This is a genomic window from Streptomyces sp. Ru71, from assembly GCF_002920535.1.
Lineage (GTDB): Bacteria > Actinomycetota > Actinomycetes > Streptomycetales > Streptomycetaceae > Streptomyces.
The window spans coordinates 72,628-86,011 of the sequence record NZ_PQSS01000018.1 but is presented as its reverse complement, the minus strand read 5'-3'; the positions used below and the strand labels follow the sequence as shown (position 1 = coordinate 86,011).

The following is a 13,384-nucleotide window of genomic DNA, read 5'->3' as shown; positions in this document are numbered from 1 at the left end:
GCCCTTGACTCTAGGGGCGAAGCAGCCCAGGGGTATGGTCCATTCCCATGGCGAAACCCTGGGCCACTTTCGGCATCGACCTGCACCTGGAACCGTCCGGTCCGGGCGTGCGCCGCGGGCTGACGGACGCGCTGCGCGAGGCGGTGCGCGGCGGACGCCTCGCCCCCGGCACCCGGCTGCCGTCCTCCCGCTCGCTGGCCGCCGACCTCGGGATCGCCCGCAACACCGTCGCCGACGCCTACGCCGACCTGGTCGCCGAGGGCTGGCTCACCGCCCGGCAGGGCTCCGGCACCCGGGTCGCCGACGGCGCGGTGGCACGGCCGCCGCAGCGCCCGGCGCCGCCGCCGCGCGAGCCCGGCCGCCCGGTCCACAGCCTCATGCCGGGCGTCCCCGACCTCACCACCTTCCCGCGCGCCGAGTGGCTCAAGGCGGCCCGCCGCGCCCTGGCCGCCGCCCCGGACGACGTCCTCGGCTACGGCGACCCGCGCGGCCGCATCGAACTGCGCACCGCGCTCGCCGGCTATCTGGCCCGCGCCCGCGGGGTGCGCACCGACCCCGACCGCATCGTCGTCTGCAACGGCTTCGCGCACGGCCTGAAACTGCTCGCCGAGGTCCTCCACGGCCGAGGCCGACGCACCCTCGCCGTCGAGTCGTACGGCCTCGACGTCCACTGGGACCTGGTGCACCGCACCGGCCTGGCCACCAGCCCGCTGCCGCACGACGACGCCGGCCCCCGCATCGACGCGCTCGGCCGGGCCGGCGCGGTGCTGCTGAACCCCACCCACCAGTTCCCGCTCGGCGGCGCGCTGCCGCCCGAGCGCCGGGCCGCCGCCGTGGAGTGGGCGCGGCGCACCGGCGGGCTGATCCTGGAGGACGACTACGACGGCGAGTTCCGCTACGACCGCCAGCCCGTCGGCGCGCTCCAGGACCTCGACCCCGACCACGTCGTCTACCTGGGCACCGCCAGCAAGTCCCTCGCGCCCGGACTGCGCCTGGGCTGGGTGGTGCTGCCCGAGTCACTGCTCCCGGAGGCCCTGGAGTACGGCGGCGCCCGCCCCGTCGGCGTCCTCGACCAGCTGACCCTGGCCGAGTTCCTCACCAGCGGCGCCTACGACCGTCATGTGCGCGCCGCCCGGCTGCGCTACCGGCGTCGCCGTGACGCCCTGGTCGCCGCGCTGGCCGCCCGGGCACCGCACGTCCACGTCACGGGCATCGCGGCCGGCCTGCACGCGGTGCTGCGGCTGCCGCCGGGCACCGAGCAGGCGGTGGTCCAGGCCGCGGCCTGGCAGGGCCTGGCCGTCACGGGCCTGAGCTTCTACCGCCACCCGAACTCCACGGCCGACCCCGTCGACGCCCTGGTCGTCGGCTACGGCACCCCATCGGACCACGCCTGGCCCCGCACCCTGGAAGCGCTGTGCCGGGCCATGCCGTGAGGTACCGGGCTCAATTCTGTTCAGGCCGGTCGTGTCCTTCGTCATGCATGACGACGGGTGGGATGTCGTCGTCTTGGACCGCCGAGAGAAGGTGACGGGGGAGGGGGTGACCGCCGCGCTGCTGCACGAGGTCCTGGAGTACGTGCGGCGCCCATGCCCCGCCGCCCGGTGCGTGATCGTTCCGTCCGGTACTGTCTCCGCCTCGCGTGTCGAACACCGGCGCGAGTATGCCGACTTCATTCAAGAGGGACGTTCATGCGAAGACTCGGGGCAGTGCTGGCAGTGCTGTTCAGCCTGACCATCTGGACCCAGCTGCAGTGGTCCGCGCCGGCGAGTGCCGCCGCCGATCCGCCGGCGCTCGCCAAGTCCGCGGGGCAGAAGTGGGCCCTGAAGAGCGTGGGCAACGACAAGTTCGTCTCCGCCCAGCTCAGCAGCACCGGCGGCGAGTACGCCAAGCTGCGGGCCCGCTCGGCCACCGTCGGCTCCTGGGAGCGGTTCACGCTGCACACCGACGACAAGGGCGCGCACATCAGCCTGCGCAACGAGGGCAACGGGCTGTTCGTCAGCACCGACCGCAACAACACCGACAAACTCCGCGCCCAGGGCGACCACATCGGCTCCTGGGAGGAGCTGCAGCTGACGTACGCCGGAAGCGACCAGTACGGCGCCTACTACAAGCTGTACTCCGAGGTCGCCAAGTTGTACGTCGCCGCCGAACTCGGCTACGCCCCCACCGACCCCGACTACGGGGTGCTGCGCGCCCGGACGGCCTCGGCCTCGGTCGGCTCCTGGGAGAAGTTCCGGCTGGTCGCCGTCACCGATGACAACAACCACGTCGGGGCCGTCGGCGACGACACGGCACAGTGGGGCACCCCGCCGGCCCCCGCCGCGCCCTCGCCGGCCTCCGCGAACGTCATGACCTGGAATCTGTGCGGCGACGCCAACAACGGCTGCGCCAACTACCTCTCCACGCCCGACCACATGGCCGGCCAGGTCATCGGCCAGCTCGACGACGCCGGCCCCGGCTACACGCCCGACGCCCTCTTCCTCGAAGAGTCCTGCGAGAAGTTCGCCCCGTCCATCGAGACGGCCCTGGAGAACCGCACCGGCACCGGCTGGGACGTCCGGTTCGCGCCCATCTACTACAACGTCACCACCGCCGGCGGAGCCGCCGTGCTCGCGCAGAAGGAATGCGCCGACGCCACCGGCTACGGCGACCGCGGCGCCTACGGCGTCAGCGTCGCGGTGCCGGACGAGAACACCTGGTACCGCGCGCACATCCTGAAGTCCCCGGCCGGCGCCGAACAGCGCGCCGCCCTGTGCGCGGCCGTCACCTCCAAGGCCGTGATGTACTGCGGCGCCCACTTCAGCACGGGCGGCACCGGCTGGGACGACCCCGACTGGTCCTACCACGGCTACCAGCGCGACGAGCTGACCGGCGACGAGGCCCGGGCCCGCACCGCCGGGTACCGCGTGGTGTTCGGCGGCGACCTGAACGTCAACCCGCCGGCCCGCGGCTGGGACGGCAGCCAGGTCCTCACCCCGGTGTACGACGACTACCGCGAGTGCGCCCAGCTGCAGGACGCCGGCAGCGCCCGGGACGGCCAGAACACCACGGGCAACTCGAAGATCGACTACATCTTCGGCGCCGGACACACCGCCTGCGCGGTCTCCGCCGGCACCTGGGGCTCCGACCACCACGCCCTGCGCTCGACGACCCTCCTGCCCTGACCCCGTCTCACCCCTCGACGGCGCACCGGCACTCCCGGTGCGCCGTCAGGCCTCCTCCGGGACGGCCTGAGGCGCCTCCCCGAAGCGGGCCAGGGCCAGCGCACCGGCCACCGCCACCGCGAAGCCCAGCACGGCCAGCCAGGCCAGCCCCTCCCGGGTGCGGTCGCCCAGCCAGACGACGCCGATCAGGGCCGGGCCGACCGTCTCCCCGATCACCATGCCGGCGGTGCTCGTGGTCACCGAACCCCGCTGCAACGCGGACGTCAGCAGCAGGAACGCGGCGCCACCGCCGAGCAGCAGCGCGTACGCCGCCGGGTCCCGCAGCAGGTCGTAGGGGTCGAGGGAGTCGATCAGCCGGACCGCCACCTCCACCACCCCGAAACCGAAGCCCGCGCCGAGCCCCAGCACCAGCGCCCGCGCCCGCTCGGGCAGCCTCCCGCCCACCGCGCCCAGCAGCAGCACCGCCCCGGCCGTGGCGAGCATCCACCAGTCCAGCCCCGCGGGCCCGCTGCTCTCGCCCTCCGTGCCCGAGGCCAGCCCCAGCATCGCCAGGCCGGCGCACACCACGCCCACCGCGGCCCACTCCACCCCGCTCAGCCGGGTCCGCAGCAGCCGGGACGCGGCCACCGCCGTCACCGCCAGCGACGCGGCGAGGGCCGCGCCGACCGCGTAGATCGGGATCGAGCGCAGCGCGGCGATCTGCAGCAGGAAGCCGAGCCCGTCCAGTGCGAGCCCGGCGAGATACCGCCACTGCCGCAGGGCCCGCAGCAGCAGCGCCGCGTCGCCGCCCGGGCCGTGGGCGGCGGCCGCGCGCGCCGCCATCGCCTGGAGCACCGTCGCCGTACCGAAGCAGACCGCGGCACCAAGGGCGCACACCATTCCAAAGAGCACGAAGCGACTCTAGGTCAGGGGCGGGCGACGGGGGCGTCTGTACGGCCGCTCGCACCGATCTCTAGGCTGACAACCGGAAACCGGACACCCCTTCGACGGGGAACAACCGCACCAACGGGGGAACGACATGGCCGACGCACGGCGACAACTGCGCTCCGGCACGGTGGTCCTCGGCGGGATGGGACTGCTCGCCGCCGCCCTGACCGCCTGCTCCTCGGACCCGGACAAGCGCTGCGTGGACCGCGACAGCTACAACCTCACCAAGGGCTACAAGGTCGTCTCGGACAAGAACTGCAAGTCCGCCAAGACCTCCGTCAACGGCTCCTGGTACTACGGCGGCAAGAAGAAGGGCGGCTGGGTCGACGGCGGCTCCTTCACCAAGCCCCGCAAGGGAGGCGGCGGTTCCGGCGGCGGCAGCCACGGCGGCGGCGTCGACCGCGGCGGCTTCGGCGGCGGCCACGGCAGCGGCGGCGGCTGAGCGGACGACGACGCCATGGAACGCCGTACCCTCGCACCCCGCCCCGGCTGGCAGCAGACCGTCGAGGCTCAGGGCCTGATTTACCCGCTCACCCGCTACCCCGACGACTCCCTGCGCCCCTACTGGGACGAGAGCGCCTACTACGTCTTCTCCCTGGAGGAGGTCGAGGCGCTGGAGGAGACCGTCGAGGAACTCCACCGCATGTGCCTGGCCGCCGCCGACCACATCGTCCGCGAAGACCGCCTCGCCGACCTCGGCATCACCGAGCCGCGCCTCGCGCAGGCGGTCACCGAGGCCTGGCACCGCCGCGCCGAACTCCCTTCCGTCTACGGCCGGTTCGACCTGCGCTACGACGGCACGGGGCCCGCCAAGCTGCTGGAGTACAACGCCGACACGCCGACCTCCCTGGTGGAGGCCGCGTCCCCGCAGTGGTTCTGGATGCAGGACCGCTTCCCCGGCGCCGACCAGTGGAACTCCCTGCACGAACGCCTCGTCGAGGCCTGGCGCAAGCAGGCCGGGCTGCTGCCGCCCGGCAGCCCCCTGTACTTCGCGCACTCCTCCGCCGACGAACTCGGCGAGGACCTGATGACGGTCGCCTACCTTAAGGAGACCGCCGAGCAGGCCGGCCTGGACACCGACTGGATCTCCATGGAGGAGATCGGCTTCGACCCGCTGTCCGGCCGCTTCGTCGACAACCAGCTCCGCTTCATCCGCAGCTGCTTCAAGCTCTACCCCTGGGAGTGGCTCACCACGGACCGCTTCGCCGGCCACGTCCTGGACACCCTCGACAACGGCGGCGGCACCGGCTCCACCCTGTGGATCGAGCCCGCCTGGAAGATGCTGCTGAGCAACAAGGCGCTGCTGGCGATCCTGTGGGAGCTCTACCCCGGCCACCCCAACCTGCTCCCGGCCTACCTGGACGGTCCGCGCGAGCTGGCCGCCGGACCCGGCTGGGTCGCCAAGCCGCTGCTGGGCCGCGAGGGCGACGGCGTCACGGTCCACGAGCCGGGCAGCGCGCCCGTCCCGCGCGACGAGCCCTGCTGCTACCAGCAGCTCGCCCCGCTGCCCGCCTTCGACGGCAACCACGTCGTGCTCGGCACCTGGGTCGTCGAGGGCGAGGCGGCCGGCCTCGGCATCCGCGAGTCGGCCGGCCTGATCACCGACGAGTACGCCCGCTTCCTGCCCCACGTGATCCTCTGACCCGGAGCCCGCGCTACCCCGCCGACAGCGCGGCGCCGGTCGGCAGGGTGAGCCGGACCTCGAACCCGCCCTCGGGCAGCGCTCCCGCGGACAGCCTGCCGCCGCAGATCCGCACGCGTTCCTGCATGCCGATCAAGCCGTGGCCGGAGCCCGTGGCCGGATCGGCCGGTTTTCCCCGTCCGCCGTCGTCCCGTACGACGATGTCCAGCCGCTCGGGCAGATACGCCAGCCGGACGCCGACCCGGGCGGCCACGGTGTGCTTGGCCGCGTTGGTCAGGGCCTCCTGCACCACCCGGTAGGCGCACAGTTCCAGCCCGGGCGGCAGCCGCCGGGGCGTGCCCTCGGTGACCACGTCCACGGTCATGCCGGCGGTGGACATACGCCGGGCGAGCTCACCGACCCGCTCCAGCCGGGGAAGGGAGCCGGCCTGGGCCGGGACGAGGGAACCACCGCCGCCACCGGTCGCGCCGGGGTCCTCCGGGGCCGGGCCAGGTGGGCCGGGGTCCTCCGGGGCCGGGCCGAGTGCGCCGTAGTCCTCCGGGGCCGGCCCGGTCGCGCCGGGCTCCTTCGCGTCCGCCCCCGGTTCATCGGGCTCGGCGCGCAGCACCGTCAGCATCCGGCGCAGGTCGTCGAGCGCCTCGCGGCCCGCCGTGCCGATCGTGGCCAGGGCCTGGCGGGCGGTCGGCGGGTCGTTGTCGAAGACGTATCCGGCCAGTCCCGCCTGCAGGGTGATGACGGACATGTGGTGGGCGACGACGTCGTGCAGTTCCCGGGCGATGTGCAGCCGCTCGTCCAGCACGGCACGCCGGGCGCGCTCCTCCTGCTCCCGGGCCAGTTTCGCGGCGAGCCGCTTCAGTTCCTCGCCGCGCTGCGCCAGCCGGCGCTGGGTGTGCCCCAGATAGAGGGCCACCGGCGGAACCAGCAGGGCCTGCGCGAGGGCGAGGGAGAACGCGAGGTGCGCCGCGAGACCGCTGTAGAGGATGCCGGCCGCCGTCACCAGCGTGCCCGGCACGGCCTGCCGCAGGGGGCGCTGCGCGGCCAGGCTGAGCAGGGCGATGGCCGGGGTCCACCAGCCGACGGTGGGCTGGTAGCCGAGGGCCAGGTAGACGGCGTAGGCCGCGTTGCTGGCCAGCAGTGTCCACACCGGTGCCAGCCGCCGCGCGCTCAGCGGGGCCGCGGCGAGGCAGGCGAGGAGATACGCCCGCGCGTCGAAGGGCGCCCAGCCCGCCGGATGGTACTGGCGGCCCGCCACACAGGCGGTCACGGCCACGCCGACGGCCAGCGCCGCGTCCACGGCCGTACGACGGACGGTCGGGCTGCTCGTCATCCGACGCATGCTAGGCCAGCGGCCGCCCGCCGAGGCCGACGAGCGGTGCAGAACGAGCCGTCGGCCACCACGCCCCCGCCGCCCGCATCCTGGACCGGGGACCGCCCGGGCGCCGTCGCCGGGTAGGCTGATCAGCGGGCCGTGACTGGCGCGCTGGGTCCTGACGGCAGGACCCCTGGATGGGATGGACCATCGGGGAGCGGCCCCCGCGAAAGCTGTGCCGTGCGCCTGGGCCGAACCGTGAACGCCGTACCCACCACGTCCGGAGGTCCCCGATGGCCGACAACGGTCCCCTCTCCACCGAGTCCACCGCCTACCGCGCCGCCCTCGACGTGATCCGCGCCGTCGAGCCGCGGGTCGCCGACGCCATCCGCCAGGAGGTCGCCGACCAGCGCGAGATGCTCAAGCTGATCGCCTCCGAGAACTACGCCTCCCCGGCACCCTGCTGGCCATGGGCAACTGGTTCAGCGACAAGTACGCCGAGGGCACCGTCGGCCGCCGCTTCTACGCCGGCTGCCGCAACGTCGACACCGTCGAGTCCCTCGCCGCCGAGCACGCCCGCGAACTCTTCGGCGCCCGGCACGCCTACGTCCAGCCGCACTCCGGCATCGACGCCAACCTGGTCGCCTTCTGGGCCGTCCTCGCCGACCGCGTAGAGGCGCCCTTCCTGGAGAAGACCGGCGTCCGCCAGGTCAACGACCTCACCGACGCCGACTGGGCCGAGCTGCGCCAGGCCTTCGGCAACCAGCGCATGCTCGGCATGTCCCTGGACGCCGGCGGCCACCTCACCCACGGCTTCCGCCCGAACATCTCCGGCAAGATGTTCGACCAGCGCTCCTACGGCACCGACCCGGCCACCGGCCTGATCGACTACGAGGCCCTGCGCGCCCAGGCCCGCGAGTTCAAGCCGCTGATCATCGTCGCCGGCTACTCGGCGTACCCCCGGCTGGTGAACTTCCGGATCATGCGCGAGATCGCCGACGAGGTCGGCGCGACCCTGATGGTCGACATGGCCCACTTCGCGGGCCTGGTCGCCGGCAAGGTCCTCACCGGCGACTTCGACCCGGTCCCGCACGCCCAGATCGTCACGACCACCACCCACAAGTCCCTGCGCGGCCCGCGCGGCGGCATGGTGCTGTGCGACGACTCCCTCAAGGACCAGGTCGACCGCGGCTGCCCGATGGTCCTCGGCGGCCCGCTCCCGCACGTCATGGCGGCCAAGGCGGTGGCCCTCGCCGAGGCCCGGCAGCCGGCCTTCCAGGACTACGCCCAGCGCATCGTCGACAACTCCCGCGCGCTCGCCGAGGGCCTGATGCGGCGCGGCGCCACGCTGGTCACCGGCGGCACCGACAACCACCTCAACCTGATCGACGTCGCCACCTCCTACGGCCTCACCGGCCGCCAGGCCGAGCAGGCCCTGCTCGACTCGGGCATCGTCACCAACCGCAACGCCATCCCGGCCGACCCGAACGGCGCCTGGTACACCTCCGGCATCCGCATCGGCACCCCCGCGCTGACCACGCGCGGCCTCGGCACCGCCGAGATGGACGAGGTCGCGGGCCTGATCGACCGCGTCCTGACGGCCACCGAGCCCGGCACGACCAAGTCCGGCGCCCCGTCCAAGGCGGCCCACGTCCTCGACGCGAAGATCTCCGACGAGATCTCCCGCCGGGCCACGGACCTGGTCGCGGGCTTCCCGCTGTACCCGGAGATCGACCTCGGCTGATCCCGGCCGATCCGTTCGCCGCGGCCGGCTCCCGCTCCCGGGGGCCGGCCGCGGCGCACGCCGTCCGGGCCCGGCGCGGCTCAGCCGAGGAATGTGCTCGTTTCGGGGGCGTTGCGTACCGCGAGCAGGGCCACGTCGTCGTCGTTGTCCCGGGGGCGGGACCGGGCCAGCAGCTCGTCCGTGAAGGACTCCAGCGGCCGGTGGGCGAGGGACGCGGCATGCCGGCGCAGCCGCTCCAGGCCCTCGTCCAGGGAGTGGCCGGGCGACTCGATCAGGCCGTCGGTGTACAGCACGAGCGTCGCTCCCGGCGGCAGCTCCACCGTCGCGTCGGGGCGGGGCTGCTCGGGCGCGACGCCCAGCAGCACGCCGTGGCCGTCGGTCAGAAAGCGGGCCACGCCGTCGCTGCTGATCACCAGCGGCGGCGGGTGACCGGCGTTGGTCCAGGACAGCTCGCACAGGCCGGCGTCGGTGCGGATCATGCGGGCGAAGACCAGCGTGGCCATCGACACCTCCGCGATGTCCCGGGTCGCCTGGTCCAGCCACTCCACGATCTTGCTCGGCGGCCGCCGCTGGGACAGGGCGTACGCGCGCAGCATGTTGCGCAGCTGCGACATGCCCGCCGCCGCGTCCAGGTCGTGCCCCACCACGTCGCCGATCGCGAGAGCGATGGCACCGTCCTTCAAGGTGAACGCGTCGTACCAGTCGCCACCGACCTCGGAGCCGACCGGCGCGGGCAGGTAGCGGGCGGTCATCGTCTTGCCCGGCGTGCGGGGGAGCTTCGGCAGGAGATGGCGCTGCATGGTCTCGGCGACCTTGCGCTGCCGCTGGTAGAGGCGGGCGTTCTCCAGGGCGAGGCTGGCGCGGCGGGCGATGTCCTCCAGCAGTGTGGTGTCGGCCGTCGCGAACCGCTCGGGCTGGTCGGCGCGGCCGAGGGTGAGGGCACCCAGTACCCCGTGCAGGCTGCGCAGCGGGACCACGATCGCCGAGTGCATGCCGGTCGCCTCGAACAGCCGCCGCTGCTCCACCGCGATCCCGGAGTCGGGCGGCCCCTGGTAGGTCTCGGGGCCGGCGAAGGAGGACGCGACGCCGCGCAGCGCGCGGGACAGCGGCATCCGGGACGCCTGCGGTACGGGCGGCATGGGCCCTTGCAGGTCCTCCCGGAAGACCACGGTGCCTCCCTCGGCATGGGCGACGGCGAACCGCGACACCTCGTCCCGCACGCCGATCAGGTCGATGACGGCCCAGTCGGCCAGCCGTGGCACCACCAGGTGGATCAGGCGGCGCAGCGCCTCCTGGATGTCCAGGGTGGAGGTCAGCAGGGTGGTCGTCTCGGCGAGCAGCGTGAGCCGTTCCAGCTCGGTGAGCCGGCCGCTGGCCGGGGGCCGCTGGGACGGACGGCCGGAGTGCCCCACGGAGTGGAAGAGGACGAGGGTGACCGGCGGGCGCAGACCGATGTCGCAGGGTGTGGCCATCCACGCCACCGGCAGCAGCGTGCCGTCGCCGCGCTCGAACCACTCGTCGTGGCCCTGGTCGGTGTGTCTGCCGAGGATGCTCTGCCGGATCCGGCACTGCGCTCTCGGCACGGGCTCGCCGCAGCTGTTGCGGTGCAGCAGGTCATGGGCGTCCTGACCGACCAGGCCCGCGGCGGTCCGGGCGAGGAGCTGTGCGCCGCGCGCGTTGACGGCGATGATCGCGCCCTGCTCGTCCGCCAGAAAGGCGCCCGTGTCGAGGGCGTCGAGGGCCTTGGCAACCGCTTCGTGGGAACCGCCCGCGCCCGTCGTCATGCCCGCCTCCCGTCACTGGAGGAATCGCCGGGGATCGCCGGGGAATCACCGGGGATCGCCGGGGGAATCACCGGAGGAACGCTCAGATGCGGCGGCCGACGCCTCGGCCACCCAGGTGCCCGGGTTCCCCCCGGGCCAGGCGTGATGCCTGGGGCACCCCGGGGGCGGGGCGCCGCCTCACAGGTCGATCAGCTGGTGCCGCGGCCCTTCCTCGCGCGGGGGCGCGACGGACACCCGGCGCATGAGGGCCGTGCCGCCCGCGCCCACAGCCACGCCCACCGCCAGGCCCGGCAGGGCCCACCAGGCGCCGGTCGTCGCGGAGCCGTCGTCGGCCGCCGGGGGCGGGCCGAGCAGGCCGGACGCCTCCACGGCGTCGTACGCCCGCCGGGACGCCCGGTGCCAGCGGATGTCGTCGTCCTCCACCTCGGGGGACGGGTCCGAGCGCACCCAGGGCGTTCCGTCCGCGGCGAGGAACAGCGCGTCCTGGCGCTCGATCGCCACGTCACCGCCCGGCGGCCGGTCCGTCTGCGGCCAGCCGCCGACGCCGGTCCGGCCCCACAGCACGACGACCCGCACCGCGGGGTGGCCGCCGTCCGGCCACGCGTCGGGGACCGGCTCCGTGCCCGTGTACGACGGTTGCAGCAGCTGCCGCAGCCCGGCGAAGCCCGGATCCCCGGCCCGTACCGCCCTCGTGTGCCCCGTGCTCCCCGCTGTCACCAGCGCCAGGTCCGGTAAGGCGGCCTGCCCGCCCGGCTCCCGCACGTCGGCGGAGCCCACGGCGCCCACGGCGCCCGCGGCGCCCGCCGCCGGGCCGAGGCACAGCGCCCCGGCCGCCGCCACCGCCCACAGTGCCGCGCGTGTCCCACCCATGCCCCACGCTCCCCCTCCCGCGCTCTCACCCCTTGTTACACCGTGGGAGACGATTCGGTGCCCTCCTGTTCCCGACCAGTTCCGGATCGCCCCCCGCCCTCTGCGAGAATGGTGGGCATGGCCTCTGATCGACCCCGCGTGCTGTCCGGCATCCAGCCCACCGCCGGCTCGTTCCACCTCGGCAACTACCTCGGCGCCGTGCGCCAGTGGGTGGCCCTCCAGGAGTCCCACGACGCCTTCTACATGGTCGTGGACCTGCACGCGATCACGGTCCCGCAGGACCCGAAGGACCTGCGCGCCAACACCCGCCTCGCCGCCGCCCAGCTGCTGGCCGCCGGCCTGGACCCGGACCGCTGCACCCTCTTCGTGCAGAGCCACGTCCCCGAGCACGCCCAGCTCGCCTGGGTCATGAACTGCCTCACCGGCTTCGGCGAGGCCTCCCGTATGACCCAGTTCAAGGACAAGTCCGCCAAGCAGGGCGCCGACCGCGCCTCCGTCGGCCTGTTCACGTACCCGGTCCTCCAGGTCGCCGACATCCTCCTCTACCAGGCGCACGAGGTGCCCGTGGGCGAGGACCAGCGCCAGCACATCGAGCTGACCCGCGACCTCGCCGAGCGCTTCAACGGCCGCTTCGGCGACACCTTCACGATCCCGAAGCCGTACATCCTCAAGGAGACGGCGAAGATCTACGACCTCCAGGACCCGTCGATCAAGATGAGCAAGTCGGCGTCCACGCCGAAGGGCCTCATCAACCTCCTCGACGAGCCGAAGGCGACGGCGAAGAAGGTCAAGAGCGCGGTCACCGACACCGACACCGTCATCCGCTTCGACCCGGAGAACAAGCCGGGCGTGTCCAACCTCCTCAGCATCTACTCGACCCTCACCGGGGCGGGCATCGCCGAGCTGGAGGAGAAGTACGAGGGCAAGGGCTACGGCGCCCTCAAGACGGACCTCGCCGAGGTCATGGTCGAGTTCGTGACGCCGTTCCGCGAGCGCACCCAGAGCTACCTGGACGACCCGGAGACGCTGGACTCGATCCTCGCCAAGGGCGCGGAGAAGGCCCGCGCCGTGGCCGCGGAGACGCTGGCGCAGGCGTACGACAAGGTCGGCTTCCTGCCCGCCAAGCACTGACCCGCCGAGCACCGACCGGCCCGGCCCGGCCCGCCCGGCACTGAGCGCAAACGGTACGACGGCTCACCCTGCGCGGTGAGCCGTAGAGCACACGGCCGCACCCGCCCGCCACGGCGGCGGCGGTCGTACAGTCGATAGCCGAGGCTGCCGAGACAGCCGCCCCTGCCCCGGACCCACCGGGACAACAAGACGACAGGAGACGACGTGGGGACCGTAACGATCGGCGTGTCGATCGCGGTCCCGGAGCCTCACGGCAGCCTGCTCCAACAGCTGCGCACGGGCTTCGGTGACGCCGCGGCCCACGGCATCCCCACGCACGTCACGCTGCTGCCGCCGACGGAGGTCGACGAGAGCGCCCTGCCGGCCGTCGACGCCCACCTCACCCGCGTCGCCGCGGCCGGCCGCCCCTTCCCGATGCGACTGGAGGGCACCGGCACCTTCCGGCCGCTGTCCCCGGTGGTGTTCGTGAAGGTCGTCGAGGGCGCCCAGGACTGCACCCGGCTGCAGCAGCAGGTCCGCGACCCGGCCGGACCGGTGGCCCGGGAGCTGCAGTTCCCGTACCACCCGCACGTCACGGTGGCGCACGGCATCGACGACGCCGCCATGGACCGCGCCTACGCCGAACTCGCCGACTACGAGGCCGACTGGTCCTGCACCGGCTTCGCGCTGTACGAGCAGGGCGCCGACGGCGTATGGCGCCAGCTGCGCGAGTTCACCTTCGGCGGCGCGACCGTGCCGCCCCAGGCAGGCAGCGTCGAACAGGGCCTCCCGGCCCGCTGACACCACCCACCCCCGGGTGAAGCCGGCCCCCGC

General features: G+C 73.7%; 10 protein-coding genes, 1 pseudogene and 1 riboswitch. Of the genes and pseudogenes, 7 read left to right on the top strand and 4 right to left on the bottom strand.

Annotation, left to right across the window (positions count from 1 at the left end):
* Positions 1-47: 47 nt before the first annotated feature.
* Both C3489_RS14125 and C3489_RS14120 read left to right on the top strand, forming a co-directional pair.
* Positions 48-1,433, top strand: coding sequence for a PLP-dependent aminotransferase family protein (locus C3489_RS14125; RefSeq protein WP_103782139.1), 1,386 nt, complete (start codon positions 48-50; stop codon positions 1,431-1,433).
* A 273-nt stretch (positions 1,434-1,706) separates the two neighbouring features.
* Positions 1,707-3,164 (top strand): endonuclease/exonuclease/phosphatase family protein, encoded by a 1,458-nt coding sequence (locus C3489_RS14120; RefSeq protein WP_258054692.1) that lies wholly within the window; start codon positions 1,707-1,709, stop codon positions 3,162-3,164.
* A gap of 45 nt (positions 3,165-3,209) precedes the next feature.
* Here the strand turns inward: C3489_RS14120 and C3489_RS14115 are convergent, their stop codons facing one another.
* A complete protein-coding gene (locus C3489_RS14115) occupies positions 3,210-4,043 on the bottom strand; it encodes a DMT family transporter (protein ID WP_103782137.1) in 834 nt (277 codons plus the stop codon).
* A gap of 139 nt (positions 4,044-4,182) precedes the next feature.
* Here C3489_RS14115 and C3489_RS14110 point away from each other — a divergent pair, with 139 nt between their 5' ends.
* Positions 4,183-4,533 carry a hypothetical protein gene (locus C3489_RS14110; RefSeq protein WP_103782136.1) on the top strand — a complete coding sequence of 117 codons (351 nt, stop codon included), beginning with the start codon at positions 4,183-4,185 and terminating at the stop codon, positions 4,531-4,533.
* Between the two features lie 15 nt (positions 4,534-4,548).
* On the top strand, positions 4,549-5,733 hold the full coding sequence (locus C3489_RS14105) for a glutathionylspermidine synthase family protein (RefSeq protein WP_103782135.1): 1,185 nt from the start codon (positions 4,549-4,551) through the stop codon (positions 5,731-5,733).
* A 13-nt stretch (positions 5,734-5,746) separates the two neighbouring features.
* Here the strand turns inward: C3489_RS14105 and C3489_RS14100 are convergent, their stop codons facing one another.
* A complete protein-coding gene (locus C3489_RS14100) occupies positions 5,747-7,060 on the bottom strand; it encodes a sensor histidine kinase (RefSeq protein WP_181139666.1) in 1,314 nt (437 codons plus the stop codon).
* A gap of 131 nt (positions 7,061-7,191) precedes the next feature.
* A riboswitch (ZMP/ZTP riboswitch) is annotated at positions 7,192-7,301 on the top strand.
* 34 nt (positions 7,302-7,335) lie between these two features.
* On the opposite strand from C3489_RS14100, the pseudogene C3489_RS14095 reads away from it, so the two are divergent.
* A pseudogene (locus C3489_RS14095) lies at positions 7,336-8,786 on the top strand (glycine hydroxymethyltransferase).
* A gap of 80 nt (positions 8,787-8,866) precedes the next feature.
* Here the strand turns inward: C3489_RS14095 and C3489_RS14090 are convergent.
* Positions 8,867-10,570 (bottom strand): SpoIIE family protein phosphatase, encoded by a 1,704-nt coding sequence (locus tag C3489_RS14090; RefSeq protein ID WP_103782133.1) that lies wholly within the window; start codon positions 10,568-10,570, stop codon positions 8,867-8,869.
* Between the two features lie 177 nt (positions 10,571-10,747).
* On the bottom strand, positions 10,748-11,440 hold the full coding sequence (locus tag C3489_RS14085) for a hypothetical protein (protein WP_258054691.1): 693 nt from the start codon (positions 11,438-11,440) through the stop codon (positions 10,748-10,750).
* 117 nt (positions 11,441-11,557) lie between these two features.
* Between C3489_RS14085 and trpS the strand changes: the two genes are divergently transcribed.
* Positions 11,558-12,571, top strand: a complete 1,014-nt coding sequence (trpS, locus tag C3489_RS14080) for a tryptophan--tRNA ligase (protein WP_103782163.1) — start codon at positions 11,558-11,560, stop codon at positions 12,569-12,571.
* 204 nt (positions 12,572-12,775) lie between these two features.
* Positions 12,776-13,351: a 2'-5' RNA ligase family protein gene (locus tag C3489_RS14075; RefSeq protein ID WP_103782132.1), complete on the top strand. Its 576-nt coding sequence runs from the start codon at positions 12,776-12,778 to the stop codon at positions 13,349-13,351.
* Positions 13,352-13,384 lie beyond the last annotated feature (33 nt).